The sequence below is a fragment of the Naasia lichenicola genome (assembly GCF_004801885.1).
Classification (GTDB): domain Bacteria; phylum Actinomycetota; class Actinomycetes; order Actinomycetales; family Microbacteriaceae; genus Naasia; species Naasia lichenicola.
In genome coordinates this window covers 529,938-553,512 of record NZ_SSSM01000003.1, presented here as the reverse complement: position 1 = coordinate 553,512, position 23,575 = coordinate 529,938, and the positions used below count along the sequence as shown (strand labels likewise).

28 protein-coding genes are annotated in these 23,575 nt (G+C 58.0%); 22 read left to right on the top strand and 6 right to left on the bottom strand.

Going from position 1 to position 23,575, the window contains the following annotated elements; genetic code table 11:
- Positions 1-28: 28 nt before the first annotated feature.
- On the bottom strand, positions 29-394 hold the full coding sequence (locus E6C64_RS19200) for a hypothetical protein (RefSeq protein WP_199240990.1): 366 nt from the start codon (positions 392-394) through the stop codon (positions 29-31).
- Complete coding sequence (locus E6C64_RS07785) at positions 391-717, bottom strand: hypothetical protein (protein WP_136427054.1); 327 nt, start codon at positions 715-717, stop codon at positions 391-393. The genes E6C64_RS19200 and E6C64_RS07785 overlap by 4 nt, the downstream gene beginning before the upstream one ends.
- A gap of 278 nt (positions 718-995) precedes the next feature.
- Between E6C64_RS07785 and E6C64_RS07780 the strand changes: the two genes are divergently transcribed.
- Positions 996-1,457 carry a hypothetical protein gene (locus E6C64_RS07780; RefSeq protein WP_136427053.1) on the top strand — a complete coding sequence of 154 codons (462 nt, stop codon included), beginning with the start codon at positions 996-998 and terminating at the stop codon, positions 1,455-1,457.
- 800 nt (positions 1,458-2,257) lie between these two features.
- On the opposite strand, the gene E6C64_RS07775 is transcribed toward E6C64_RS07780, so the two are convergent.
- The 3 genes from E6C64_RS07775 to E6C64_RS07765 form a co-directional block, all read right to left on the bottom strand.
- Positions 2,258-2,827, bottom strand: coding sequence for a hypothetical protein (locus E6C64_RS07775; RefSeq protein WP_136427052.1), 570 nt, complete (start codon positions 2,825-2,827; stop codon positions 2,258-2,260).
- A gap of 144 nt (positions 2,828-2,971) precedes the next feature.
- Complete coding sequence (locus E6C64_RS07770; RefSeq protein WP_136427051.1) at positions 2,972-3,601, bottom strand: ERF family protein; 630 nt, start codon at positions 3,599-3,601, stop codon at positions 2,972-2,974.
- The gene (locus tag E6C64_RS07765) at positions 3,586-3,864 is read right to left on the bottom strand and encodes a hypothetical protein (protein ID WP_136427050.1); all 279 of its coding nucleotides are present in this window, start codon (positions 3,862-3,864) and stop codon (positions 3,586-3,588) included. Before E6C64_RS07765 ends, E6C64_RS07770 begins: the two co-directional genes overlap by 16 nt.
- Before the next feature lie 623 nt (positions 3,865-4,487).
- Here E6C64_RS07765 and E6C64_RS07760 point away from each other — a divergent pair.
- From E6C64_RS07760 to E6C64_RS19510, 3 genes are all read left to right on the top strand, one after another.
- The gene (locus E6C64_RS07760) at positions 4,488-5,195 is read left to right on the top strand and encodes a replication-relaxation family protein (RefSeq protein WP_136427049.1); all 708 of its coding nucleotides are present in this window, start codon (positions 4,488-4,490) and stop codon (positions 5,193-5,195) included.
- Positions 5,196-5,267: 72 nt separating this feature from the next.
- Positions 5,268-5,615 carry a hypothetical protein gene (locus tag E6C64_RS07755; RefSeq protein ID WP_136427048.1) on the top strand — a complete coding sequence of 116 codons (348 nt, stop codon included), beginning with the start codon at positions 5,268-5,270 and terminating at the stop codon, positions 5,613-5,615.
- Positions 5,616-5,734: 119 nt separating this feature from the next.
- Positions 5,735-5,869 (top strand): hypothetical protein, encoded by a 135-nt coding sequence (locus E6C64_RS19510; RefSeq protein ID WP_269846371.1) that lies wholly within the window; start codon positions 5,735-5,737, stop codon positions 5,867-5,869.
- 820 nt (positions 5,870-6,689) lie between these two features.
- On the opposite strand, the gene E6C64_RS07750 is transcribed toward E6C64_RS19510, so the two are convergent.
- Positions 6,690-7,097 carry a hypothetical protein gene (locus E6C64_RS07750; protein WP_136427047.1) on the bottom strand — a complete coding sequence of 136 codons (408 nt, stop codon included), beginning with the start codon at positions 7,095-7,097 and terminating at the stop codon, positions 6,690-6,692.
- Between the two features lie 61 nt (positions 7,098-7,158).
- Between E6C64_RS07750 and E6C64_RS07745 the strand changes: the two genes are divergently transcribed.
- From E6C64_RS07745 to E6C64_RS07660, 18 genes are all read left to right on the top strand, one after another.
- Positions 7,159-7,464, top strand: a complete 306-nt coding sequence (locus E6C64_RS07745) for a hypothetical protein (protein ID WP_136427046.1) — start codon at positions 7,159-7,161, stop codon at positions 7,462-7,464.
- A 3-nt stretch (positions 7,465-7,467) separates the two neighbouring features.
- On the top strand, positions 7,468-7,764 hold the full coding sequence (locus tag E6C64_RS07740; RefSeq protein ID WP_233255519.1) for a hypothetical protein: 297 nt from the start codon (positions 7,468-7,470) through the stop codon (positions 7,762-7,764).
- The gene (locus E6C64_RS07735; RefSeq protein ID WP_136427044.1) at positions 7,751-7,981 is read left to right on the top strand and encodes a hypothetical protein; all 231 of its coding nucleotides are present in this window, start codon (positions 7,751-7,753) and stop codon (positions 7,979-7,981) included. Before E6C64_RS07740 ends, E6C64_RS07735 begins: the two co-directional genes overlap by 14 nt.
- Positions 7,982-8,020: 39 nt before the next feature.
- Entirely contained in the window at positions 8,021-10,780 is a 2,760-nt protein-coding gene (locus E6C64_RS07730) for a DNA methyltransferase (RefSeq protein WP_136427043.1), read from the top strand.
- Positions 10,781-11,000: 220 nt separating this feature from the next.
- A complete protein-coding gene (locus E6C64_RS07725) occupies positions 11,001-11,510 on the top strand; it encodes a terminase small subunit (RefSeq protein ID WP_136427042.1) in 510 nt (169 codons plus the stop codon).
- Positions 11,497-12,855 carry a terminase large subunit domain-containing protein gene (locus tag E6C64_RS07720; RefSeq protein ID WP_158437780.1) on the top strand — a complete coding sequence of 453 codons (1,359 nt, stop codon included), beginning with the start codon at positions 11,497-11,499 and terminating at the stop codon, positions 12,853-12,855. The genes E6C64_RS07725 and E6C64_RS07720 overlap by 14 nt, the downstream gene beginning before the upstream one ends.
- A 2-nt stretch (positions 12,856-12,857) precedes the next feature.
- Positions 12,858-13,079 carry a hypothetical protein gene (locus E6C64_RS07715; protein WP_136427040.1) on the top strand — a complete coding sequence of 74 codons (222 nt, stop codon included), beginning with the start codon at positions 12,858-12,860 and terminating at the stop codon, positions 13,077-13,079.
- A 64-nt stretch (positions 13,080-13,143) separates the two neighbouring features.
- A complete protein-coding gene (locus E6C64_RS07710) occupies positions 13,144-15,024 on the top strand; it encodes a hypothetical protein (RefSeq protein ID WP_136427039.1) in 1,881 nt (626 codons plus the stop codon).
- Complete coding sequence (locus E6C64_RS07705) at positions 15,014-15,316, top strand: hypothetical protein (protein ID WP_136427038.1); 303 nt, start codon at positions 15,014-15,016, stop codon at positions 15,314-15,316. The genes E6C64_RS07710 and E6C64_RS07705 overlap by 11 nt, the downstream gene beginning before the upstream one ends.
- Before the next feature lie 120 nt (positions 15,317-15,436).
- Complete coding sequence (locus tag E6C64_RS07700; RefSeq protein ID WP_136427037.1) at positions 15,437-16,144, top strand: hypothetical protein; 708 nt, start codon at positions 15,437-15,439, stop codon at positions 16,142-16,144.
- Positions 16,145-16,162: 18 nt separating this feature from the next.
- A complete protein-coding gene (locus E6C64_RS07695) occupies positions 16,163-16,999 on the top strand; it encodes a hypothetical protein (protein ID WP_136427036.1) in 837 nt (278 codons plus the stop codon).
- Positions 17,000-17,020: 21 nt separating this feature from the next.
- Positions 17,021-17,206 carry a hypothetical protein gene (locus tag E6C64_RS07690; protein WP_136427035.1) on the top strand — a complete coding sequence of 62 codons (186 nt, stop codon included), beginning with the start codon at positions 17,021-17,023 and terminating at the stop codon, positions 17,204-17,206.
- Positions 17,206-17,592 carry a hypothetical protein gene (locus E6C64_RS07685; RefSeq protein WP_136427034.1) on the top strand — a complete coding sequence of 129 codons (387 nt, stop codon included), beginning with the start codon at positions 17,206-17,208 and terminating at the stop codon, positions 17,590-17,592. Before E6C64_RS07690 ends, E6C64_RS07685 begins: the two co-directional genes overlap by 1 nt.
- Before the next feature lie 91 nt (positions 17,593-17,683).
- Positions 17,684-18,337, top strand: a complete 654-nt coding sequence (locus E6C64_RS07680; protein WP_136427033.1) for a hypothetical protein — start codon at positions 17,684-17,686, stop codon at positions 18,335-18,337.
- On the top strand, positions 18,324-20,291 hold the full coding sequence (locus E6C64_RS07675; protein WP_136427032.1) for a hypothetical protein: 1,968 nt from the start codon (positions 18,324-18,326) through the stop codon (positions 20,289-20,291). The genes E6C64_RS07680 and E6C64_RS07675 overlap by 14 nt, the downstream gene beginning before the upstream one ends.
- A complete protein-coding gene (locus E6C64_RS07670) occupies positions 20,291-20,590 on the top strand; it encodes a hypothetical protein (RefSeq protein ID WP_136427031.1) in 300 nt (99 codons plus the stop codon). Before E6C64_RS07675 ends, E6C64_RS07670 begins: the two co-directional genes overlap by 1 nt.
- Before the next feature lie 67 nt (positions 20,591-20,657).
- Entirely contained in the window at positions 20,658-21,443 is a 786-nt protein-coding gene (locus E6C64_RS07665) for a hypothetical protein (protein WP_136427030.1), read from the top strand.
- Complete coding sequence (locus E6C64_RS07660) at positions 21,440-23,557, top strand: hypothetical protein (protein ID WP_136427029.1); 2,118 nt, start codon at positions 21,440-21,442, stop codon at positions 23,555-23,557. The genes E6C64_RS07665 and E6C64_RS07660 overlap by 4 nt, the downstream gene beginning before the upstream one ends.
- Positions 23,558-23,575 lie beyond the last annotated feature (18 nt).

The following is a 23,575-nucleotide window of genomic DNA, read 5'->3' as shown; positions in this document are numbered from 1 at the left end:
AATTCATGCATCAGCCTCTGCCACCAGGTCATTGCAGATCCTCTAGGCGTCGTGCCTCGATGGCTGCGTCGATCACCTCCCCACGGCGCTTGAAGTACTCGTCGCGAGCTGCTGCCGCTAGGGGAGTGCTGGACGTCTCGAGCGTCGTCATCAGAGTGATGAGATCTGGCTCGCTGAGCTGTTGGGCTGCTTCGACTGCCGGGACGTAGATCTCTACGTGCTGGTCACCCTGCGCCCAGCGCCAAGCCATACCGCCAAGGGCAAGCCGACGGTTCAGCTCAACGGTTTCATCGTCGTAGCCGAAGTCAGGTGCCTTCTCGATCCGCTTCGCTAGCTCGTGGTCTGAGAGACCGGCGAACTTGAGAGCAATCTGTTCGTTGAGGGATTCGCTCATAGCGCCTCGACCGATTCACGCAGATCGCGTCTGAAGCTATTGCGCGCCAGGGCATCCGTGATCCCGCGGACGGCGTCAATGGCTTGCTTCTCGCTTACCTCATCGAAGATGGGCGAGATCTTCTCGGGGATCAGAATAGGTTCATCTTCGCCAATGACATGGAAGATGAGCTTTTTGATAAGACTGCGCTCCTCCGCCGCGATGTCGAGCAGTTCCGCTTGCGGCATTACCTGTTTGGTGCCCGGCTGAGGGTTGGACATGAACAGCGTCGATGCTGAACCCATTGCCATCCCGAGTATCTGCTCCAGTTGTGTTGGTTCCATATGTGATCTCCTCTATTTAGTTATGTCATTCAGTGAGCGCATGTCCCCGATCGGCATGACCTACCACTTGATCAGCTCGAAAGCCTCACGGCGCCGCAGATTACTCTTTTGGCTGCCTTCCGATCGGGCGTTGGCGGCGCGAGGCGTATTTGAAACTTTGGTTAGTTGTCAACTCGCGTCGCCATGTACTCACTGAATTGTTGATGGTGCATGCAACCTGTGGTTGCAAGTTGTGGATAAGTCACGTCGCCGGCTTCGTTTGACATCGCTCGCAGTCGATGTCAAAGAAGGCTAGCGACGCAACTTTTCGTGACGAGAATCAAGGTTTTGAGCTATTCGCTTTTCTCGCGATTCCTGTCATAAGTGTGTTGTGCGTCACGACCCCTGTTGCAGGTGGCGTGAAAGGTAGGTTGTGCGGCTCGTCGCTATTGCGACACTGGACCTACAACGCGCTCGACCGGCAGACTCTTGTGACCAAATCGAGGCGAGCCCATTCCGGTCGTGATCTTCAATCGACTGTCGCGGTCATCGCTCAGAAAAAACGTCTTGCCGTGTTGCGTTATCTCGATCGCTCGATGCTTTTCTCCCGCCATACTCGCGCACCACCAGGTGCTGCGTGGGGATTTTGCCACTATAACTTCTACTACTTTCGCTTCTGCTGGCTCGCCGTTCCAGAAAACGCGATCAATGTTGATGCCATCTACTCTTCGGCTCATATGCCTCCTTTCGTTTATAATTGATTCCACAAATGCACTATGACCTCGACGAAGTGATCGCCTACGCGCAGAGCGGGAAGTCCGCCTCCTGGATTCAGGAGCGACTTGACCTGCGGATCTCGGTGAGACAGGTGCAGAGGCTCATCCGAGATCGGCTTGGTCCCCGCCCTACGCGAGCGGCGATCACTCGACCTGACCTGCTGCGCTCCGTCGTCCTGGCATCCATGACGGAGCGGGGACTGCGGGAGCACTGGTGCTCGGTGTGCGGGAACTACAAGGCTGTGCCCTGTCTCATCCGCTGCACGAGCTGGTCGAAGACCGTCGAGCATCTTGTGTTCGTGTGCCGCGGCTGTAGTGCTGCGGGCGATGTCTAGAGCGCAGGAGCTTCCCCAGCAGCATCTCCCCGGCTCCAATTTGGAGTTCGATCCGGTCGCCGCACATGTCTTGGGTCCTGCGGACGCACACGTCTGCCGTCCGTTCTCAGTTGCTGGTGCATTCGCACTGCCTTCGAGACCCTCACTGTTTGCCAGGGGAACTGCTGCGCTCTAGTCCTGATTGTTTAGGTGCTACTCCGCGCTGATAATCCTGCGATGGCTCCTATGCCCGCCGTGACGATCATCGCGATCGAGATGCACAAGGCACCCCAGACGATCGCTTCAGCCAAGGTCACGCTGTCCGCTCCGTCTGACGCATCCTCCAGGCGCCAGTCGCTCGGATCACTCTGTTAGCTGCCGTCACGATCAGACCAGCTAGGTAGAAGATGGCGAAGCAGAGGATCACCGCTGCAGCTGCCATGGCTCCTCCCCAGAGGATGCCGAGGGTGATTAGGGTTTCCACGATGTGCTCGCCCAGGCGATTACGATGGACGCCACTAGTAGCAGGACTGCGAGTACCAGCACGCCGCGGTAGAGGAACCGGACCCGACGCTCGATACGCTTCTCGACAGTGTTCATGCGGTTGCGGATGTAATCGCTGAAGTCGTTAACCTCGTTCTCGAGACTTCCGACCGCCCTGTTTGAGCTCTTGACGCTCGCTCTGACCTCGCTCAGCCCCTCGTCGATCAGCTTCCTAGCTGCCGTTCGGTCCAAGAGCGAACCCTTGGTTTCGAGAGGTAGCTCCTCCTGGTGGTGAATGTGTGGCGCCCGCAACTGCTCCTTCGCCACCTTCTTAGCGAGGCGATCGGCTTTCGACTTCTCGAAGTCCTTCCAGCTCTTGGCTCTACGAATGCTGTTTAGTGACTCAACGCTGAGCCCGAGGGCAGATGCCAATCGCGCTGCGTTGTACTCGCCGGCACGCTTCCACTCGGCGATGTCACGCCTGACGGCATGGAAGCGGCTACGGGTGATTGGTGCTGATCGTTGTCGAGGTTTTCCTCGTTTAGTGAGTTGACTCATTCATTGGTTCTCCTTGGGCGATGCCCGTTACTGGTGTGGTGAGTGCGAAGAGGAGCTTGGTGATCTCCCAGTCGTACGTGGACTTGCAGTGGAAGCAGAGCGTTGAGCCGCGCATACGGTGGCGGGTTACGCAGAACTGGCAGGTCATGCCGTTTGCTCCGGTGGCGCGATGTCGAGCTTGGATAGCCGATCCTTCATCTCATCCCGGATCTGCAGCGCTTTGGCTTCCGTCTTGATGAGCGCGTTGGTCTTTCGGATCTGCTCAGGTGTGAGCTTGAGCTTCTGTGACAGCTCACGGATCTCGTCAAGGATCTCGTCGGAAGGTCCGGGGTTGGCAGCTGGAGGTGCTTTACGTTCAGACGGCTTCTGCGTGGCTACGGATTGGGCGTCGTCGTCTTCCTCCGTCGCGATACCGAGCGCAGCACCTAGCGCATAGCGCTTGTAATAGGTGATGATCGAGCCGACGTCCTGGGGCTTCTTACCCTCGAGTGGGATCAGGATCGAACTCGTAAGGCTTTGCCCGCTTGCGTGCCAGATCGTGGTGTCCATCCAGTCCGCGTTGTCGCGGCTTTGGAGGAACTGGGTTACAGCCAGTTCAGCATCCGTTAGCGGCTTGCGAATGGCTTCCCAGATTGAACCGAGGTCAGCGTACTTGTAGGCATATGTGCCGGCGCCTGCTGTCTTGCTCTTGGCGATGTTTGGGATCTGACCCTGCACTTTGACGAGCGCAGCTGCGATCAGCTCGTGCCCTTCGGCGTTTATTTCACTGGCCATATGACCTGCAGCTTCCCGCCCATGCGGTTGAGTTTGATGACCTTCTTCGGTCGTACTGATTGGAACTCGTCGTGCTTGAACTGCTGCGGACGAGACGGTGCGTAGGCTCCGCCGCCATACAGCGGTGCATGCAGGCGCTTGTTCTTCTTACCGTCGCGGCGAATCGCTCGTGCGTTGGCTAGAAGCTCAAGTACTTTCTGTTCTGTTTGATCGTTAGTCGGTATCGATAGGATCGAGATCCCGTCTGTTGCTCGTGCTTTCACTGATTATCCCCCCGAGTGCTTTGACTCGTATATTTAGTTGCTTGCGCTTTGCGATGAATGCCTTGCCGTTCCGGAGCGTGAGGTTCTCGATGACGGCTGTTGCGGAGATTCCCTCCTTCTTAGCCAGTTCCTGAACCGCTGCCCGAAACGCTGGGCTCCATTTATGTGTGGTGTTCTTGAGCGCGCCCCCGAGGGTTCGCGGTTTGGTCCACCATTGAATCTTGCTCATATGTATTCCTTCGCTATGCGTATATCCCCCTTCCGTCATCGGGCAGCCTGGACGCCTGCAGCGGCTGTAAACGCCTAACAACTATTAGTTGCTTGCTGCAGGACGAGCTACTCGAGGGTGGGCATCGAGTAGCCAGGTTGCGCGATGACTTAGAAATGTTCGAACTAGTTGCGATGGAGCCAAACTGCTCTGCTTTCGTTCTGGGGCTTAGTATGCACCAAGCAATTGATTTAGTAAATACCTAAACGAAGCGGAATTGACAACGCTTTTGACCCTCCGTTTTGGTGTGTGGGCGGACGTGTGGGTGACGTGTGGTCCGACCCACCCACATCGCCCGTGATTGCAGGGAACGCGGGCGCCTTGACGCAGGGGCTCAACCTGTCATGCTCAGAACATGTTGACGCACGACCGCGACAAGGCAATCGTGCTGTCCGTAGGACGTTTCGGACAGCTCGCTTCTTCGCATGTGCGGAGTCTGCTTTTCGCGGACAACGCGTCTCAAACGCCTTTAGATCGTGCGTTCACCCGCCTGCTGCGGGATAAGTACCTCGTCCGTATAGAGCGCAAGATGATAGGCGGCAGCGGGGCAGGTAGCGGTCAATACGTCTACCAGTTGGGACCTACGGGCTGGGAACTATGCGGGCGGGAAGGTCGGTACTTCCCGCTGCGATCCGTGAGTTATCACGCCCTAGCCGTCGCAGATGCGTTTGTAGCCCTGAATAAGGCGGAACAGGATCAGAGACTCACGATCGAGCGTTACGACGTTGAGGACGACGCTCATCGCTTCATAGCCGGTACTCGCCTCACGCCTGACCTATTCGTCCGTATCGGGCGTCCGAATAAGCCGAGCTTTGCGCTGTGGATCGAAGTGGATCTAGGCACCGAGCGGCAACGCCAGATTGCCGACAAGCTCGATCGCTATTGGACGGCATACCAGCACGCCACGACGGCGCATCTCGACGTCTACCCGCCTGTTCTCTTCCTTGTCCCGGATCGGCTGCGGGAGGAACAGATCGCCGACACGATTCGCCGGCAGCCGGCAGAATCACACGCCCTATTCCGGGTAGCGCTACAAAGCAATTTCCCCGATATTCTTCTCTAAAAGTATTCACTAACACCCCTGTAAATGGTATACTAAGAGAGTAAATAAATAGGGCTATGCCCAGGGGATAATATGACAGAAAAGAGAGAAGAACCGTACAACCCAACCCATGAACTGAAAGTGTATTTCCGTCCGGGTTCAAAAGAGCAAATCGCCGCGGCGGCGGTCGACATTATCAAGCTGTCCGCGAAGTACGGGGGGTTCGCCCACGCGACCTACACCCTCGAAACAGTGAAGATGCAGATGCACTTCAAAATGGTGGAGCTGACGAAGCAATACTTTTGCCTGCACTTGCCTCAGGGAACCCCAAAGGCATTCGAGGCGGAGTTGAATGAGCTATACGGACCATGGATGTTCGAGTTCGAGGCGAACTGGGATCCCGAGTATGACCCGGTGATAGACGTGCCGGAGGGCTTGTAATGGCTGTACTACTAGAAACTTCGTCAGTAGAAGAAAGCCTCCGTCGTCTGGACGAAGGCGACATAGTGGACGTCAGTCTTTATGGGAACCGTATACGCAGCAGCAAAGAAGCCAGCAGGTTGAGCGACGGGGTCTACTCCGTCTTCCATCACATCAGCAACGTCGAGACCTTCTTCAGTCGTCAGGCGATAGGCGAGGTCATCGCCGGCGTCCGTTCGCCATGGGATGGTGACATCGAAGGGCTCGCCGTATGACTTACGACTTCGACGAGCTGCAGGACTGGGGTGTCAGCGAATTGATCGAGTACATTCTCGAGCTGCAAGATGCGAAGGCTTAGCTACCCGCCCCAGCGAACCAATCACAACGGTCCACAGAGTCCGTACCTGAAAAAGCGAGAGGCTGCCCTAAGCGGCAGCCTCTTTTTTATTGTCGCCATCTCGGCGCTTACGGTAGCGATCTGCTCGATCGCCTACTGTGCCCTGCTGTGATCGCCAACTCAGGTTCACGTGCCGGCTTAGGTTATCGAGGCGTTCGCGCTCGATCTCACTGGCAGCCCGGGGGATCTTGAAATCCGGAACAGGGATCCGGCGGAAGAGGCTTTTAGATTCATTACTACCCATTGCGCCTGAGTATCAAGTACTCGGGCGCTTTTGGCAATAGTTGCAAATTACGCGCGTTCGTTCATAATCAGAAGTAACCGCTGACTCGTTCACCAACTTGTCAGTCGGGGGTATAAGAAAACCTCCCCGTATTATCGGAGAGGTTGCTGACTCGTTCACCTGCCATCTATTTTAGCAGGTCTCTTCTCTTATGCAAATACTTCTGACCCTAGTTCCCGATCTATTCAAAATCGGAGTAGATACTTGCCGGCTGCGCTAAAGCCAGGCTCTGATATCCCAGTAGGTTACGTCACGTAATGGACTGGGCAATGACCCCTGTAACGTCACCCTGGTCTATGCGGTGCGCGGCAAGTATCGGGAAGCCCCTACCTAGTAGTCGCGGAAGCGAACGGTCTCAAGGGACACCACGAGAAGCTCTGACCTGCAGATCCCGCTTAGCTGCGGAAGGGGGTCCCTATTGGCTGACGTTTCCGAATCCTCCAATGGGACTGCCGACGATCTCCCGCGCTACGAAGTCCAAGACCAGTAGACCGGTGACAATGAACACCAGTGCCCCGCATACGACGAAGATGGTCCCCAAGACTCTCGTTCGGAGCGTGCTGTCCGTGCCTCGTCGGACCAAATAGACCGCGAACACCGCCCCGATGAATATGAAGACGAGCTGCAGCACGTTACTGAAGGCATGTTGCCCTTCCACGCTAGACAACGCGCCTGACGCGACACCGACTCCCCAAGCGACGAAGACCACGATGAGTCCCGCCATCGTCCGGGTCGTGACGTCCTTCCAAAAAGACTCATCCGTCAGCCAGCGGGCTGCTGTGGATACCCGCTTACGTACGGGGTGCGGTTGATCGTCACTCACGAGAGCAGGGTATCGGCGCGGAGGGTTGGCGCGTCATTCGAACGTATGTTCTACTCGACCGGTGGGAAGCAATAAGCGATACGGCGAGCAGCTGCAGACGTACCGGTCCAACAAGGCTGCCGAGCTGCGCACTGCCCTGCCCATCTCACTCACGCCGGCACAGCTCGATTTCGAGCACGATCCCATCAAGCCGGTGACTGCCATCTATGAGGTGAGCGCTTGGATGGCGTTCGACGATGGGCGGATCGCGAAGGTCTTTGGACAAGCCCGTGAGCGGACCAGCCGGGCAGTGCATGTCCACTGGGGGATCGGCGACGGCAACTACCGGGACGCGTGGGTGTGGGCGGCTGCCGTGGAGCGCTTGTAGGTCTTGACGGATCCGCAGCTCCGGCTCATAGTCAGCGGCGATATGGAGAGCGACAACGTTTGGGGACGCGATGAAGCGATTGACGACATCCTCGATGGTTTCGAGGGGATGGGTGATCGCGCCAAGCGCACTGAGACCGCCCGCCTGATCTACCTGTTCGAATGGCTCGAGGGTGTGCGTCCGGACTTCGCGAAGGACCTAGAACGTCAGACCCGCATCTCACGCAACCTGTTCCGCATGTGCCTGCTGATCGACGAGCGCCTCGGCTTCGCCACGAAGGGCGGTGATGGAACAGCGTGAGCCCCACCCGGACGACGTCGAGTTGGAGTCGATCCTCCTCGCTGTCCTGAGGCTCGACTACTCCAGCGACAAGGTCGAGACCGGCATGATCGTGGACATGTATGACTGGCTCGCGGAAGTGGAGAAGGTCCACCGGATAACGCCTCGCCGGCAGAAGTTGATGGGCGCTATAGCCATCAAGCTCACGAGAGCCATGGACGAGCGCTTCGCACCCTGATCGCTGTCGAACGCTCAAGGCGCTGGATAGCATCGCCATGTGCACCTTGCCTGGAACGAGATCACAGCCCGAGCAGCGAAGTTCGCGACTGAGTGGGCAGGGGAGACCCGGGAGACGAGTGAGTCCCAAACCTTCTGGACGGAGTTCCTCGAGGTTTTCGGCATCAACCGCAAGCGGGCAGGCGGCTACTTCGAGTACGCGGTCAAGCTAGCCGGCAAAAAGTACGGCTTCATCGACATGTTCCTGCCGGGCAAGATGCTCGTCGAGCAGAAGAGTTCCGGTCGCGATCTGTCGAAGGCGCAAGGGCAGGCGCTCAGCTACCTCGACGGGCTCACGAACTACGACCTTCCGAACATCATCGTCACGTGCGACTTCTCGGTGTTCCAGATCTTGGACCTCGAAACCCGCGAGGTCGTCACGTTCCCGCTCGAGGATCTGCCGAAGCACGTCCGAGAGTTCGCGATCCTCGTCGACGAGGCGCCTCAAAAGTACGAGGAGCAGAACCCGGTCAACCGGGAAGCAGCGGAGCGCATGGCTGCACTCCACAACGCGATCGAGGCGACCGGGTACCGGGGGCACAAGCTCGAGCTGCTGCTCGTCCGGTTGGTCTTCTGCCTCTTCGCGGAGGACTCGAGGATCTTCGAGTTGAACCAGTTCCAGAACTACATCCGCAATCGCACGCAGGTGGACGGCACCGATCTCGGTCCGAAGATGTCGCGGCTGTTCGAGGTGCTCAACACGAAGCCAGAGGAACGCTCCACAGCCCTCGACGATGACCTCGCCGCCTTCCCGTACATCAACGGTGGTCTGTTCTCCGAGCTGATCCCGATACCTGACTTCGACACCACGACCCGCTTCAGCCTTCTGATGGCTACGCGCCCTGACTGGTCCAAGGTCAGCCCCGCAATCTTCGGCGCGATGTTCCAAGGCGTCATGAATGAGGACCAGCGTCACGACATCGGCGCGCACTACACGAGCGAGGAGAACATCCTCCGGGTTATCAAGCCGCTCTTCCTCGACGACCTCTACGCGGAGCTGGAGCCTCTGGTCCGCCGTCGCTCCCGCACCCAGCAGGAGGATAAAGAGGACAAGCGCGTCCGTGCAAACCGCCTCGCTCGGCTCGACACCTTCCACGACAAGATCGCCAACCTCAACTTCTTCGACCCAGCTTGTGGTTGCGGGAACTTCCTCGTGATCGCATACCGGGAGCTGCGCCGGCTCGAGCACCGCGTCGTGGCAGCCATGGCGGGCGGAACCGCTCTGCTGGACGTCACTGAGCTGCTCAGGGTACGCGTGGAGCAGTTCCACGGCATCGAGATCGAAGAGTTCCCTGCGCTCATCGCCAGGACCGCTCTGTGGCTCACGGACCACCAGATGAACATGGAAGCCAGTGAGCAGCTCGGCGAGCACTACACGCGCCTTCCACTCACTGAGGGCGCGAACATCGTGTGGGCGAACGCGCTCACGAAGGACTGGGGCGATGTAGTAAAGCCTGACCAGCTCGACTTCATCATGGGCAACCCGCCCTTCCTCGGCTCGCGGGTGATGAGCAAGCCCCAGAAAGTTGAGCTGAAGGCGGTTGCCAAGGGCTACAAGCAGTCGGGATTCCTGGACTACGTCACTGGCTGGTACATCAAGGCGGACAAGTTCCTCGATGTGAACCCGGACATCCAGGTGGCATTCGTGTCCACCAGCTCGATCAGCCAGGGGGAGCAGCCCGGGATTCTCTGGAAGAAGCTGCTCGCAAACGGTGCGCACATCAACTTCGCCCACCGGACCTTCCGCTGGACGAATGGTGCGAAGGGGATTGCCCGGGTCCACTGCGTCATCGTGGGCTTCGGACGCAAGGCGAAGGCACAGAAGGAGCTGTACGAGTACCCGGACATCACGGGCGAGCCCGTGCTGAGCTTGGTGCCATCCATCAGCCCGTACTTGATCGAAGGCGACGAGTACGTGGTGAGCAACCGCGAGAACCAGATCAGCTCGATGCTTCCCATGGCGTTTGGCAACATGCCGGCGGACGACGGGAACCTGCTGCTGTCGACTGAAGAGCGCGACTACCTGGTCGCTCACGAACCAGCAGCCGCGGCTTGGATCCTGCCTTGCTATGGAGCGCGCGAGTTCATCCGGAAGGAAGATCGCTACGCGCTGTGGCTGGAAGGGATCTCGCCGTCCGAGCTGAAAGCGATGCCGCTCGTCTACTCACGGGTGGAAGCCAACAAGGCGAACCGCGCGAAGTCCGCCCGTCCCGAACTGGCGTCGATCCCGCACCTATTCGCGCAGCGCACCCAGTCGCCGAAGTTCCCGTTCCTACTCATCCCCAGCGTGTCCAGTGAGTCGCGGCGCTACGTGCCCATGGGCTTCTTCGAGCCCGGCGTCGTGACCACGAATCTGAACCTCGCGATCCAAGACGGGACGCTCGAACTGTTCGCGGTCCTGACCAGCCAGATGCACATGGACTGGATGCGGCTGGTGGGCGGCAGGCTCGAAAGTCGGTACCGCTACTCGAAGGATGTCGTCTACAACAACTTCATCTTCCCGAAGCTCACCGACCAGCACATCGTCAAGTTGCAGGCTCTTGGGCAGGCGGTCCTTGACGCCCGAGCTGCCTACCCGAATGAGTCCCTCGCCAATCTCTACGACGACGTGCTGATGCCCTTTGAGCTGCGCAAGGCACACGATGCGATCGACGTTTACGTGGACAGTCTCTACCGCGAAGAAGAGTTCGCTGGATGGGAAGAGAGAGTGCGTCACTTGCTAGCTCTGCACAAGCAGCACGAGGAGGCACTCACCGTCTAGGGGTGTGAACGTATGGGTCGCCTGTGGGGTGTGCCCTTCCCCAACCCCTGAGTCGCACCTAGCCCCTTAGCCAAACCCCCTTCCCTGCCGTGGGGGTACCCTCTCCACCCCTGTTAAGTGTTGTAAAAAATAAACGCAGCGGGGGAGTTGCGCGGGCGTGGAAGGGAAGTGCTTTCGTCCTTGTAAAAGCGCAATAGTTGTGCATAAATAAGGGCACGATATGGAAGCGGAGCAGGACCCAGCAGTAGCGCAGGATAACGATTCGGAACAACCGAATCCTGTTGGTCGTCCGCTCAAATTCAAGACCGTCGAGGATCTCGAACTCGCTATCCAGAACTACTTCGCCGAGTGCGATCCTCATACCGAGAAGACGCTCGTTGAAGTCGGGCGCGACTCGCACGACAACATGCTTTTTGATAGCCGGCTGCGCATCACGGAGCAGAAGCCATACACAGTCTCAGGTCTCGCCAGGTCTCTCGGCATCGACCGCGACACCCTGATCAACTACAAGAAGCGCGACGAATTTATCGGCTCGATACAGGCTGCCTACGACCGCTGCCACGAGTATGCCGAGTCTCAGCTCTTCGGCAGAGCCCAAGCGGGAGCAGCCTTCAGCCTGAAGAACAACTGGGGCTGGAAGGACAGAACCGAAGTAGAGAACAACCACACGGGCAACGTCTCATTCGTGAACGATGTTCCGCGTCCAAAGACGGGCAATGCCGAGCCTTAAGGTTCCTGACTACACAGCGTCCGATCGGCAGACGGCGTTCCACACGGCTGTAGCTGACGAGAAGCTCTATGGCGGTGCAGCTGGGGGAGGGAAGACCGCCGCGATCGTGGCGGAGAGCATCACGCTCGCGCTCGAGTACCCAGGCATCCCGATCAACCTGTTCCGCCGCACGATCCCGGAGTTGAACAAGACCATCCGCCCCGAGCTGATGAAGCAGACCCGCGACTACATGAAGGCGGGGCACATCGTCTATCACGGGCAAGCGAGCGCTGAGTACGAGGGCAGGTCCTACGTCTTTGAGAACGGCTCGAGCATCACGCTTAACTATCTGGACAACGCGTCCGACATGTTTCGCTACCAGGGATCCGAGATGCCAGTGATCGGCGTCGATGAGCTGACCCAATTCCCCTTCGACTGGATCGAGTATCTACAGACCCGTAATCGCACGAGTAACGCTGCATGGCCTGTGATCTTTATGGCAGGAACAAACCCGGGCGGCATAGGGCATGGCTGGGTGAAGAAGCACTACATCGACATAGGGGAGTGGGGCAAAGTCCAGGAGATCCGCCTCCCTGACGGATCGTTCACGACTCGCGTCTTCATCCCCGCTTCGCTGGACGATCACCCGGACGAGCGCTTCAGGACCGACTACAACAAGCAGCTGCAGAAGATCTCAGACCCCCAGCTACGCAAAGCGCTGCGATACGGCGACTGGGACATGTTCGCCGGTCAGGTCTTCACTGAGTGGTCCAGGCGCACCCACGTGGTCGATCCCTTCGCGATCCCGGATCACTGGAAGCGTTGGCGGTCGACCGACTACGGCAACCACAACAGTGTCGGATGGTTCGCCGAAGATCCCGCCTCGGAGCACGTCTTCATGTACCGGGAGTTTCGTCTGGATGAGTACAAGACGATCGACTACAAGGCGAGCGTCATCAAGGATCTCGAGGCTGGGGAAGACATCCGCTATGGGATGGCGGACCCAGCGATATGGAACGGCTCAGCCGATCACAACGATCAGCAGGGCAAGTCGATCGCTGAGCTTTACGAAGCAGCAGGTGTGAAGTGGCAGCCGGCGGTCAACGATCGCAAGGCAGGGCTCGAGGTAGTGCACAAGGCACTCCAACCCATGGCAGACGGCATCCCAATGCTTCAGGTCTTCTCGACTTGTACAAGCATGATCACGACCCTGCCTGATCTTCCGTACGACCGCCATAAGGTCGACGACGTGGACACGGGCGCAGACGATCACGACTACGACATGTTGCGCTATGCGCTCATGAAGAGTCGCATTAGTCGCAAGAAGCCGGAAATTAAACGCGGTGCATATCGCAGCAGGAGGTGAGTATGAAAAAGATTATCGAAGATATTGGGCAAGACCTGACCGATGCGGCATTTGACCGCTTCAAGAGGGGTGACGTACTGCGTTTTCGTAACGCCGAAGGGCGAATGACGGAGTTCAAGATTATCTATCTAAACAAGCGCATGCGCAGCTGTAAGGTTCGCCAGGTCATCACATTCCTGCCGAGCGACTTAGGTGGCACTGTGACCGAGCGGGACGCCGAATAGGACTATTCAAGCCATTGGGCACATGTTATGTTTAGGGGGATTTAAATGGGGATATATCAACTGAATGGCTAGCGCGAAAAGGACATCGACAACAGGGAAGCAGATCAAGAGTCCTGCTGATGATGCTCCGACCGATGACCCCGTCCTCGTCAAGGCTCTGAAGCGCTACGACGAGTCTTACGAATACCAGCGGTCGAACTGGCACAAACGCTGGGACCGCGCGAACAAGCTCTACGACAACGAGCGCGTTGACGCTGCTTACAAGGGCACAACGGACACTTTCGTCCCGATGACCTACCAGACCATCGAAACCATGACGAGCGCGCTCAACAACGCGAACCTCCGCTTCGACTACGAGTCTGGCGATCCGATGAAGCGTGTCGATCCGGCGCCTCTCAACGCACTCGTCGAGGAGTACTGGGATCAGGGGCAGTGGGATCTTGAGCTCGAGGAGGACTATCGCGAAACCTTCATCGACGGGATGGTCGCGCACATGCTGGCTTGGGACATTGATCACCCCGAGCTTGAGAGCTTCGCCATGCGCGATGCCATCGTCGATCCGACGATCAAGAAGCCTGCAGACCTCCAGAAGGCTGGCTCATACGCCGGGCGCCGCTACCACGTACGGAAGGGCACTCTCGAGACGTACGAGGTCGTGGACACCGATCTCAATAGCAAGACATACGGCGAACTGATCCCTCGCTTCAATCTGGAGTCGATCACGAACGCTCCAGGCGGCATCAACAACGGGCAACCGGACGACAAAGCCGTCAAGGAGATGTTCGCGGGATCCACTCTCGGCAGCGCTGCAGACGACCAAGACGAGTTGATCGAGATCTGGGACATCGACCGCGTCGTCACGATGCGCAACCGCACCGACGTCATCGAAAACATCGTCAATCCATACAAAGAGCGCCATCAGATGCTGCTCGAAAAACGCTTCCAGGCGGAGATCGACGCGAAGCTCGAATCCGGGGGGTATGTCGATGTCCAGGGCTATCCGGACATGGAGACCTACGAGAAGGAGTCTGACGCGGTCAAGAGCCGTGCGACGTCAGAAGCCAAAGGGCTTGTGCCGTTCTTCTTCCTCCGCAACTTGCGCCGCAAGTCGCTCTTCTATGCCAAGGGCGAGATCGAGTCGATCGCCAAGGAGCAGGAACTGCTCAACGACTTCACCAACATGGAAGCTGACTACATCATCCGGCAGCTCGCCCCACAAAAGGAGCTGGACCCTGAGTACGAAGACTGGATCGACCTCATCACCAACGATCCCGACATCGTGTACCCGTTCAAGCCCGGATCTCTTAAGGACCGCGATACACCTGTGCTCCCGGCGAACTCTTTCAATAACCGGATGAACATCAAGGCGGAGATCCGCGAGACCACTGCCATCGATCAGATCGCCAAAGGTCAACAAGCCAAGGGCGACATCACTGCTACAGAGGTAAACGCGCAACTTGCCGGCACCGGTCAGCGCATCGAGAGCAAAGCCCGCATCTTCGAGAAGGACGGGTTGTACTGGTGGGGTTACATCCTCTTCAGGCTCATCCAGCTGAACGTCGATCGCCCGCTTGTCGTCGAGACCTTTGATGCCAAGCAGGACCGCGCAGCGATGCTCGAGAAATACGGCATCGATCTGCCGCCTGGCGCTGCGATCTTCGATCCTGCGGACTATCAGGAGGATTGGAAGCCGCGCATCGTTCTTGATGTCGAAGCGAAGTCAAAGGAGCGCGAGCAGATGGAACAGGCGCGCGAGAGCTATCAGATCCTCATCCAGGACCCGACGAATAACCTGGAGGAAGCCAAGAAGCGCCTCTACCCGAAGATGTTCAACATCGATAAGGGGGACCTGCAGGCGATCATGACCGCGCCCGCGCAACCGATGCTTCCAAATGCCGCACCTGCGCCTGCCGTGGTGCCGCCAGGAGTTCCAGATGGACAGTGATGTCAGCGCGTTGAAGCGCGCATCAGAAGCAACGGCGTTCGCCGAGAGCGACTTCGGCAAGCACTACCTGAAGCGTCTCAGGGATGCCAAGGCGCGCCACCTCGCAAGCGTCATGGACGTCACTCTCACTGAGACGTTCCGCGCCCATTCGGGCACTATCGCTGCCACGATCCAGAGCGAGCTGGATTACTTCGCAATCGCGCGAAAAGTCACGACAAGCCCGACGTTCAAGAAGCGCGTGCTCGACGCCCTGTCCCGGCGATCCTCAAAGGAGGCGGTCCCCATCGTGTAGGTGTGCTGCGTGAGTAGGAGATACATCAATTAACCCGGCCCGTCACCTGGTTGAACTCCTACTCCGGCAGCACCTCTCCACCAATAGAGAGGGGTGAAGCAAGCAAAGGAGCAGGTTCCAATGAGTGAAACCACAACCCCTGAGCCTGTCGAGACTCCGCCCGCTGATCCAGCACAAGGCATCGAGACGACAGACCCAACGGCGGTCCCAACGACTACCGAACCAATCAATGACCCGTCTGAAGACGAAGGCGACGCGCCCGCTGATCCAGCACAAGGTGCAGCCACCGAGGAAGACGATCCCGCAGCGTATTGGCTGAAGAAGGGCATCGACATCAGCACGCCAGAAGGGCTCGCGAAAGCGACCAAGTCCTACCGCGAGGCAGAGCAGGCGATGACCAAGAAGAGCCAGGAGGCATCAGAGTTAGCGCGCAAGCTGACATCAGCAACGCCAGCACCAGAGGGTGCGTCTGAAGCCACTGAGGCACTCCACATAGCTCGCAATCTTCAGAACGCGAACACCATCAACACTTGGAAAGCCGAGAAGGGTGTGACTGCTGAAGAGGACCAAGCCATGGGGCAATACGTACAGGACAACCCTGACATCGCGGAGCTGCTGACCGGAGGGAAGTTGTCCCTTGATCAGTTGCGCACACTCGCATCGGCGGCAACGCCTGTCGATACGGCTGCGATCAAAAAGCAGGGGGGACATGAAGCGCTCACGACGCTTGCGAACAAGCAACGAACTACTCCCGTTTCCGGAAACGCGGCATCAGGTAAGACCCCTGAACGTGATCCGATTATGGAGGCGTTGCTCGCAGACGATTAATTTATGGAGTAACCCCAAATGTCACAAAACTATGCAAAGGCGCATCTGAAGGTCCTCGACGAAAAGTTCTTTACTGAGTCGAAGACCGACATGATCATCAACAAGGGCATTCGCCTTGAGTTCACAGGTGTGAAGACCGTAACGATCTACACCGTCGATGTCGTCGACGAAGTCGATTACATCCGTAACGGAACCGAGCGCTTCGGCTCGCTGATCGAACTCGGAACCGGCACACAAGAGTTCACGATGTCCCAGGACAAGTCGTTTACCTTCAGCGTCGACCGCGGCAACCTCGAGGACAGCATGCTGATCCAAGAAGCTAACACCGCCGTCAAGCGCCAAGTCCGCCAGGTGTCAGTTCCTAACACCGACAAGTACCGCCTTGCAGTGCTTGTCGCGTACGCGGTAGCCAACAACCAAAAGCAAGCGACCGCCGCCCTCAACAGCACCAACGCCTACACGACGTTCCTCGCTGATCAGGCTGCACTCGACGATGCTGAAGTCGCGCCAGAAGACCGTGTCACCTACCTGACGCCAACCACGTACAACCTGTTCAAGCTGGACCAGAACTTCATCAAGGGCTGCGACCACGCCTATGACGACCTCAAAAAGGGAATCATCGGCACCGTGGACGGCAACACGTTGGTGAAGATCCCGACTTCGTGGTTCCCAGCGAACATCGACTACCTGACCGTCCATAGGCAGGTTCTCGTTGCGCCGACCAAGTTCAACATGGTCCGCGTGCTCACTGAAGTCCGTGGTGTCGACGGCGCAGTTGCGGAAGGTCGCCGTTACTACGACGCCTTCATCCCAAAGAACAAGGGCGTTGCGATACGCGTCCACAAGAACGCCTAATCGGCAAGGAGACCATCAATCATGGCAACTGAAGCAAGTGAAAAAGCAAACGTTGTGGGCGTGTACGTCCACAAAGAGTCAGGTGAAGAACTCGAGGCTTTGAACGTTCCGCAAGCCGACGCATTCGTGCGCCTCGGCTTCCAGTTCGATGCCAAAAAGACTGCCGAAGCTCGTAACAAGGCTGACAAAGCCGAGGAGGGCAAGTAATGCCAGTAATCAACAACACTCGCAAAGGCTTCCTGTCGGCAGCAGTGACGGGCAACAAGACCCTTACCGCAGCTGACTCAGGCATCGTCCAGGACGTGCAATCAGATGCAGTTATCTCGCTGCCAGCGAGCACAGCGGGTCTGACCTTCACAATTCACGTCGGACAGAGTGCGACTTCGGGTAATCAACCGACTGTCACGATCGATCCGAACGCGTCGGACGGAGTAACCGGAAACGGATACACCGCCACAGTGAATAAGGATCTGATCTCCGACAAAACGACCAACAAGTACGGTGATCTCATCACCTTGCGCGGCACCGGCACGACCGGCGTAACTGGTTGGATCGTCGAATCAGTGATCGGAACTTGGGCTCGCCAGGCTTAGCCAAAGCTAGCGTCCACAGAAGCGGTCCTATATGCAGGACCGCTTCTTTTTGTTATATTCAAAGGAACTAGGACGGGCTCACGGATGCTAAATGGCAGACTATTCGACCGCCAATGTCATTGATTCGATTATCGACGATGCGAAGGATCCCACCTTCTCTCGGGATCGAGTGCTGCGGTACATCCAGGACAAGTCTGATGAAGTCCTCGGACACCACCGCTTCAAATTTACCGAGGACATCTTCGACGAAGAGATGAGCGCCGACACGGTGACCCTTGATTACGAGAGCGACCACCAGGACATCATCGATATCACGCTGACCGACGCGACAACAAACAGCACGAGCCATCCTCTATATCTGGCTCCGGATCTCTTCTTTGAGCAGTACCCGATGCCGGATACCAGCAGACCTGGTAGACCGACGAGCTACACCGACTACGCAGGCGAGATCTACTGGAACTGCCCGACCGACCGTGAGTACATCGCTCGGGTGCGCCATGGCATCGCGCCCAAGCGTCTCGAGGACAGCACTGAGGACAAGCCTCAGCTTCCCGTTGAATTCAAGAACATCCTCATCAAAGGCGGGTTGGCTGGTGTGGAGCGTTATCGCCAAAACTTCGACATCGCTGCGGTCTACGACCGTCAATGCGAAGATCTGAGCGAAGACCTTCTGGGGCGCTACGGTCTTCGCAAGCGTGCCCCTGGCAAGGTCCGCTCATCGAGGATGCGCGGTGCGGAAATCTAGGTTCGGCTACCGGACGATCATCCCGTCCATTACTACCCGGAAGGCGATCACCAACCAGATCAGCTTCAAGGGTGGTCGCAATACTTATAAAGACAATGACGACGTCGCGCCTACGGAACTCATCGAGGCGATCGACGCCCGCTTCGTGAAGATCGGGAGGTACAAGACACGACGCGGTTGCGATCGCTACTCAGTACCCGTGGGAGAGTCCGTGACGGCTTCCGTCACATCTGTGGCTGATCCGTCAGTCATAGAGGTCAACGCATCGCAGAGCGTCTCTCAGAGGCTCACAATGAGCGGCTCGTCACAGCGTCTCACCAAAGCCGAAGTCCGGATCAGAAGCACCCCATCAAGCTCGGGCGTCGTGCTCGTCGAGATCCACTCGGACGCCGGTGGGGTCCCGGGCGTCCTGCTCTGCCGCAGCTCGATCGCGCCTGCAGACGTTGCCTCGACTTTCGACTACGTGCCCGTGTACTTCATCTCAACTCCGTCGGCGAGCAGTGGCACCACCCTTTGGATGACTGTCTCACTCCAGAACGCCCGGTCCGGAGCCTACGAACTATCAACGACCGCCACGGGCGCTACCGCACTCGTTGGCAATGCCGGCAACTGGAGTCCGCAAGCTTTCGCTGCAAACGTCAAGCTCTCGAGCGCGACATCAACACCGACCAAAGGGACGTTCCGTGCCTACCGCCCGAACGGTCAGACACTCACGGTCATAGCCCACGGGTCGACGATCTCCAGTGTCGACGACGTTACTGGAGCCACGACGCCGCTCAAGGACGACTTCAACTCGACCGCGACCAGGTACCGCTTCGCGATGGTTCAGGATGCGCTTTATCTAGTGAACGGCAAGGAGAAGCCGTGGAAGCTCGACCTTGCGACCCTTGGCTGGACAGAGCTAACCAACGCTCCCTATATCCCTGATCTGATCATGGAGCACAAGGGGTTGCTCTTATTCAACGACGTCGAGGATGGCAGCCGCGGCTTCTGGAGCAACTTCGGCGACTACCTGACCTACACGAGCACCGACTTCTTGTACGCCCCTGCCCCGAAGGCATCCGACTCCCTTACGGCGTTCGGAAAGCTCAACGGAGTGCTCTACCTCTTCGCCCACAGGAACAAGTTTTCGCTCTTCGGATCGACCGACGACACCTTCAATCTTGACGAGGCAGCGAGTCAGCGCGGCACATTCAGTCAGGAGTCGCTCGTCTTTGATGCGAACTTCATGTATTACGCGGATCACGAAGGGATCTGGAAGGACAACGGTGCCGGTGAGGACAACATCGCTAAGGCGTTCCTCCAGGAGTACCTGGACATCGCCGACAAGACCACGATCAAGCTCGATATCTATCTTAATCGTCTCTACATCTTTTATAAACCGAATGGCGCCTCCGACAACGAAGAGTGCTTCGTCTTCAACCTGTTGCTCGGCAAGCTCGAGAGTCGCGACGTCAACACCCCGATCGGACGGACGTTCTCCAAATACGCTCAGGACGACGTCTTCATCCAAGCAAGCAATAGGGTCGCTGCGCTCTTCTATGGAGAGCTCCAAAGCAATGACTACCACAATATGGGCGACGCAATCGCCTTCGAGCTGAGGACCTCGTACGGCAGCTTTGACAACCCTGGTACCCCAAAGCGAGTAACAAAGTGGCGTCCGAGTTTCCTTTCGACGAGTGGGCAGTATTCCATACAGGCGGGTTGGACGAAAGACATGGAAGAGGCTCCTATTTACTTCGACGTGGAGCTGAGTGGCGGATTTCGCTATAACACTGGTCGTCGCTTCAATTCAGGTCTCCGCTACTCAGGAACTCGCAACGTCGAGCCAACCTTCCTGTCGATTCCCGTAGAGTTCAAGCGCCTCCAGCGTCGCTATAAGCACGATGCTGCGCGCGAGCCCGTGGAATTTGACAGTGAGATTCTGGCTATCGAAGTGCAAAGGTTAGTCTGATGGCAAATAGACTGCAGCAGATCAATGGCGCGGATACAAATTCGATTATTCGCACTTCCAACTCGAACTTCGCCAAGCTCGATCTCGAAGTGATCGCCAAGTCGTTTGGCGGCGACCGAATGACGATCGGCAAGATGCCCAACGGTGATTATGGCTTCATGATCAAGGGGACTGACGGCAACATCGGCATCTACGGCGCCGTGGACAGCCTGAACAATCGCATCCTCAAGGTAGCCAAGCCGGGAAAGGATGCACTCTCGACCAATCCGTCGGATATCGCGTTCGATCTCAGCGCGTAGCACTATTCAGTACGCGTCCATTATGTTATTTTGAGTATAACTAGGACGGGCTTTACGAGAATATTGAGTGGCAAGAAGCCTCGATCAGATCCTTGCTGAATTGAACCCCTATTACGATCCCAGTCGTAAGGTCGTACAGTCTCAACTCGATGCCGTCCCGGGTGAGACAGAGGCTGGCATCGCTCAGGCAGAAGCCAAACTCGGCGTCGCCAACGAAAACATATTGAACGGCGCTCGAACGCGTGGTCTTGGCTTCTCTGGCATCCCCGTGGGGGAGCAGGCAAAGTATGCCGCCACCGACTTCGCACCAGCCGTCGCCGGTCTCAAAGCCACAGGCGCTGCGAAAGCCACCACGCTTGCTCAGTCCCTCAGCGATCTGCAGCTGAAAGCTGTCAGCCAGGCGCAAGGCATCCGGGATAACGAGATCGGCGCCGACCAGAGCGCGGCGACTCTTGCCGAGCAACAGCGCCAATTTGATCTGAGCTACGCGCTGCAGAAGTCCGCAGCTGCTGCAGCCTCCAGCTCGACTGCCGGTATCGGTGCGTACTTGACGGGCACCGACAAGACCGCAACGACAAGTGCTGCCAAGCCGCCTGCCCAGTACGGCTTCAACGATGGCAAGAGCGCATCAAGCGGATTCTACTTCGTGAACGCATCCGGTCAGCCGATCACGGCGGCGCAGTACGCCACGGCTACCAATCAGCCGATCATCAACGTCATCCAGATGATGGCTAAGGCGGGCGACAAGACCTCAGCCGCGATCCTCAAGAACTCCAACCAGGTCAAGACCGGCATCGGGCAGTTCAACCCTGTCGACGTCCAGCGATATAGCTACATCTTGGGAGGTGCATGATGCAAAACGATCCGAATTTCATCGCTAAGGCGAACCCGAACTGGGCGACAGGCGTAGCCACACCTAAAAAGAAGAAGGGAACGTTTCTCACGTCATTGATTCCCACACTGGGCGGTTCGGGAGGAGCATTGGCAGGCGGCGCAGCAGGCGCTGCGCTCGGCTCAGTGGTTCCGGGACTCGGTACGGCGATCGGCGGGCTCGTGGGAGCACTGATCGGAGGAGCCGGGGGTTCCGCCGGAGGCAAGGTGCTGCAGAACTCAGCCGAAGGTGAAGCGGATCTAGGTAAGGGCGTAGCTGGCGAAGCACTACTTGGTGGCGTTACATCCCTGCCTATAGGAAGCGGTCTCAAGCTCGCGGGCGCAGGCATCAAGGCTCTGGGTGGGGTGGGATCCAAAGCAGCTGTGAACACTGCGGTCAAAGCGACCGGTGGCACCGCTGCCAAGACGTCGCTCGCCGGTCGGCTACGCACTTTGGGCGACAACGCTCTCACCTCGCAGTACGGCACCATCTCGAAACCATTCGCGCGATCTACGGACCCGAAGGCGACCATCTCGACTCTTGCCGGCGCAGGTATCACGAAGCCTGCGGACGCAGAGCGCATCGCCTCGGCTATAACAGGCGGCAGCGGCATCATCACCAAGGCAACCGCGGATGCCGTAGGCACCGCGAAGGGCGTCAACACCTCCGGACTCGACGAGGTACTTGAGCAGGCTATTTCGAACAACGGACTTGTGGACGCAGATGCCAAGTCGGTTCGTCAGATCTTCAAGGCGCAAATGGGCAAGCTCAACGGGGGACCGGCAGGTTCACTCGCTACAGGAGCTGATCCGGACGCCTCGATCGGCGTCATCCGCGCGCTCGAGAAGCGCATTGCGAATCTCAGCGGTAAGGGCGACAACTATCGCCTCAGCACTCCGGAACGCCTCGATCAGGCAGCAGTCCTGAAGCTCGTACGTGACGAACTCGAGGATCGCCTCTTCGTTGGCGCGGGTGCGAACGGAGGTGTTGCTTCCGCTCTGACGCCGAAGGTTCGCGACACTCTCACTGGTCTCTTCCCGGATAACCCGAAATGGACCCAGTACGTCGACGACAACATTTTCGGCTCCAAAACAGTGGATGAGCTTCGCAGTTCAGTTGCTCCATTTGTCAAGGTCGGCAAGATAATCGATGAGGGCGAGCGCAACGCGATGACTTTCGGCGGACGAGTTGGAAACGCATTTGCAGGGGGAGGCAACGGGCTCCTGGATACCCTTGGCGGCGCCGCGACAAACGTCCTAAAAAATCCGGCTGCACGAGTAGCCGGCACAACACTGCGCACCGCTGCAGATCTCGTCGGAGGAAGCGGGGCTAAGCCGGCGGTTCGAGGTCTCACCGACGCGCTTGCAGGCGTAGCCGGCACGCAAGGCGTGGTGCCACTAATCGCCCGTCAGGGCGGCTCTCGCATCGCCGTGAACGCACTGACCGATCCAGAGTCCGATGCCGGTGCCATGCCTATCGACCCGACGATCCAACCAGGCTTCACTACGAACCCCGCGGGCACCTTGGACCAAACAGCCACGACGCCGCCCGAGGAACAAGAGAACCCATTTGGCGCATCTAGTGCCGACTTTGCGCAGGCATATACGAAGGCACTTGCCGCCGGGGACGAAGAAGCGGCTGCGCAACTCAAGCAGCTCTACGCGCTCTCGACAGATTGGGAATCATCCCAACAGGCGCCTGGTCTCGGAAGTCTGAGCGCCACGACAGGACAGGCTCTCGCGACATCATCGAACGGACTCAGCACACTCGACCAGCTCGAAGGACTGTTCCAACAAGCTGGTAGCGGCGGCGGACAAATCGGTGGGCGGGTCCAGACCTTCCTCGGCAACGCTGGATTGGACGACAACGCAGCCGCATACACGTCACTCGCCGAGTCCGCGACGTCACAGCTCGCTAAGGCGATTAACGGTAGCGGCACGGTGTCAGACGCCGACGCGGCAGCCCTCATTAAGGCATTACCTCAATTAACTGATAATCCGCGGGTCGCGGCTGCGAAGTTTGCGGCGCTACGGGCTCGTCTCCAAGGATCTCAAAGCAATGCCCTGCTCTATGGCGGTGGAATAAGCGAAGAATAGACCCCTCGCCTATTTTCA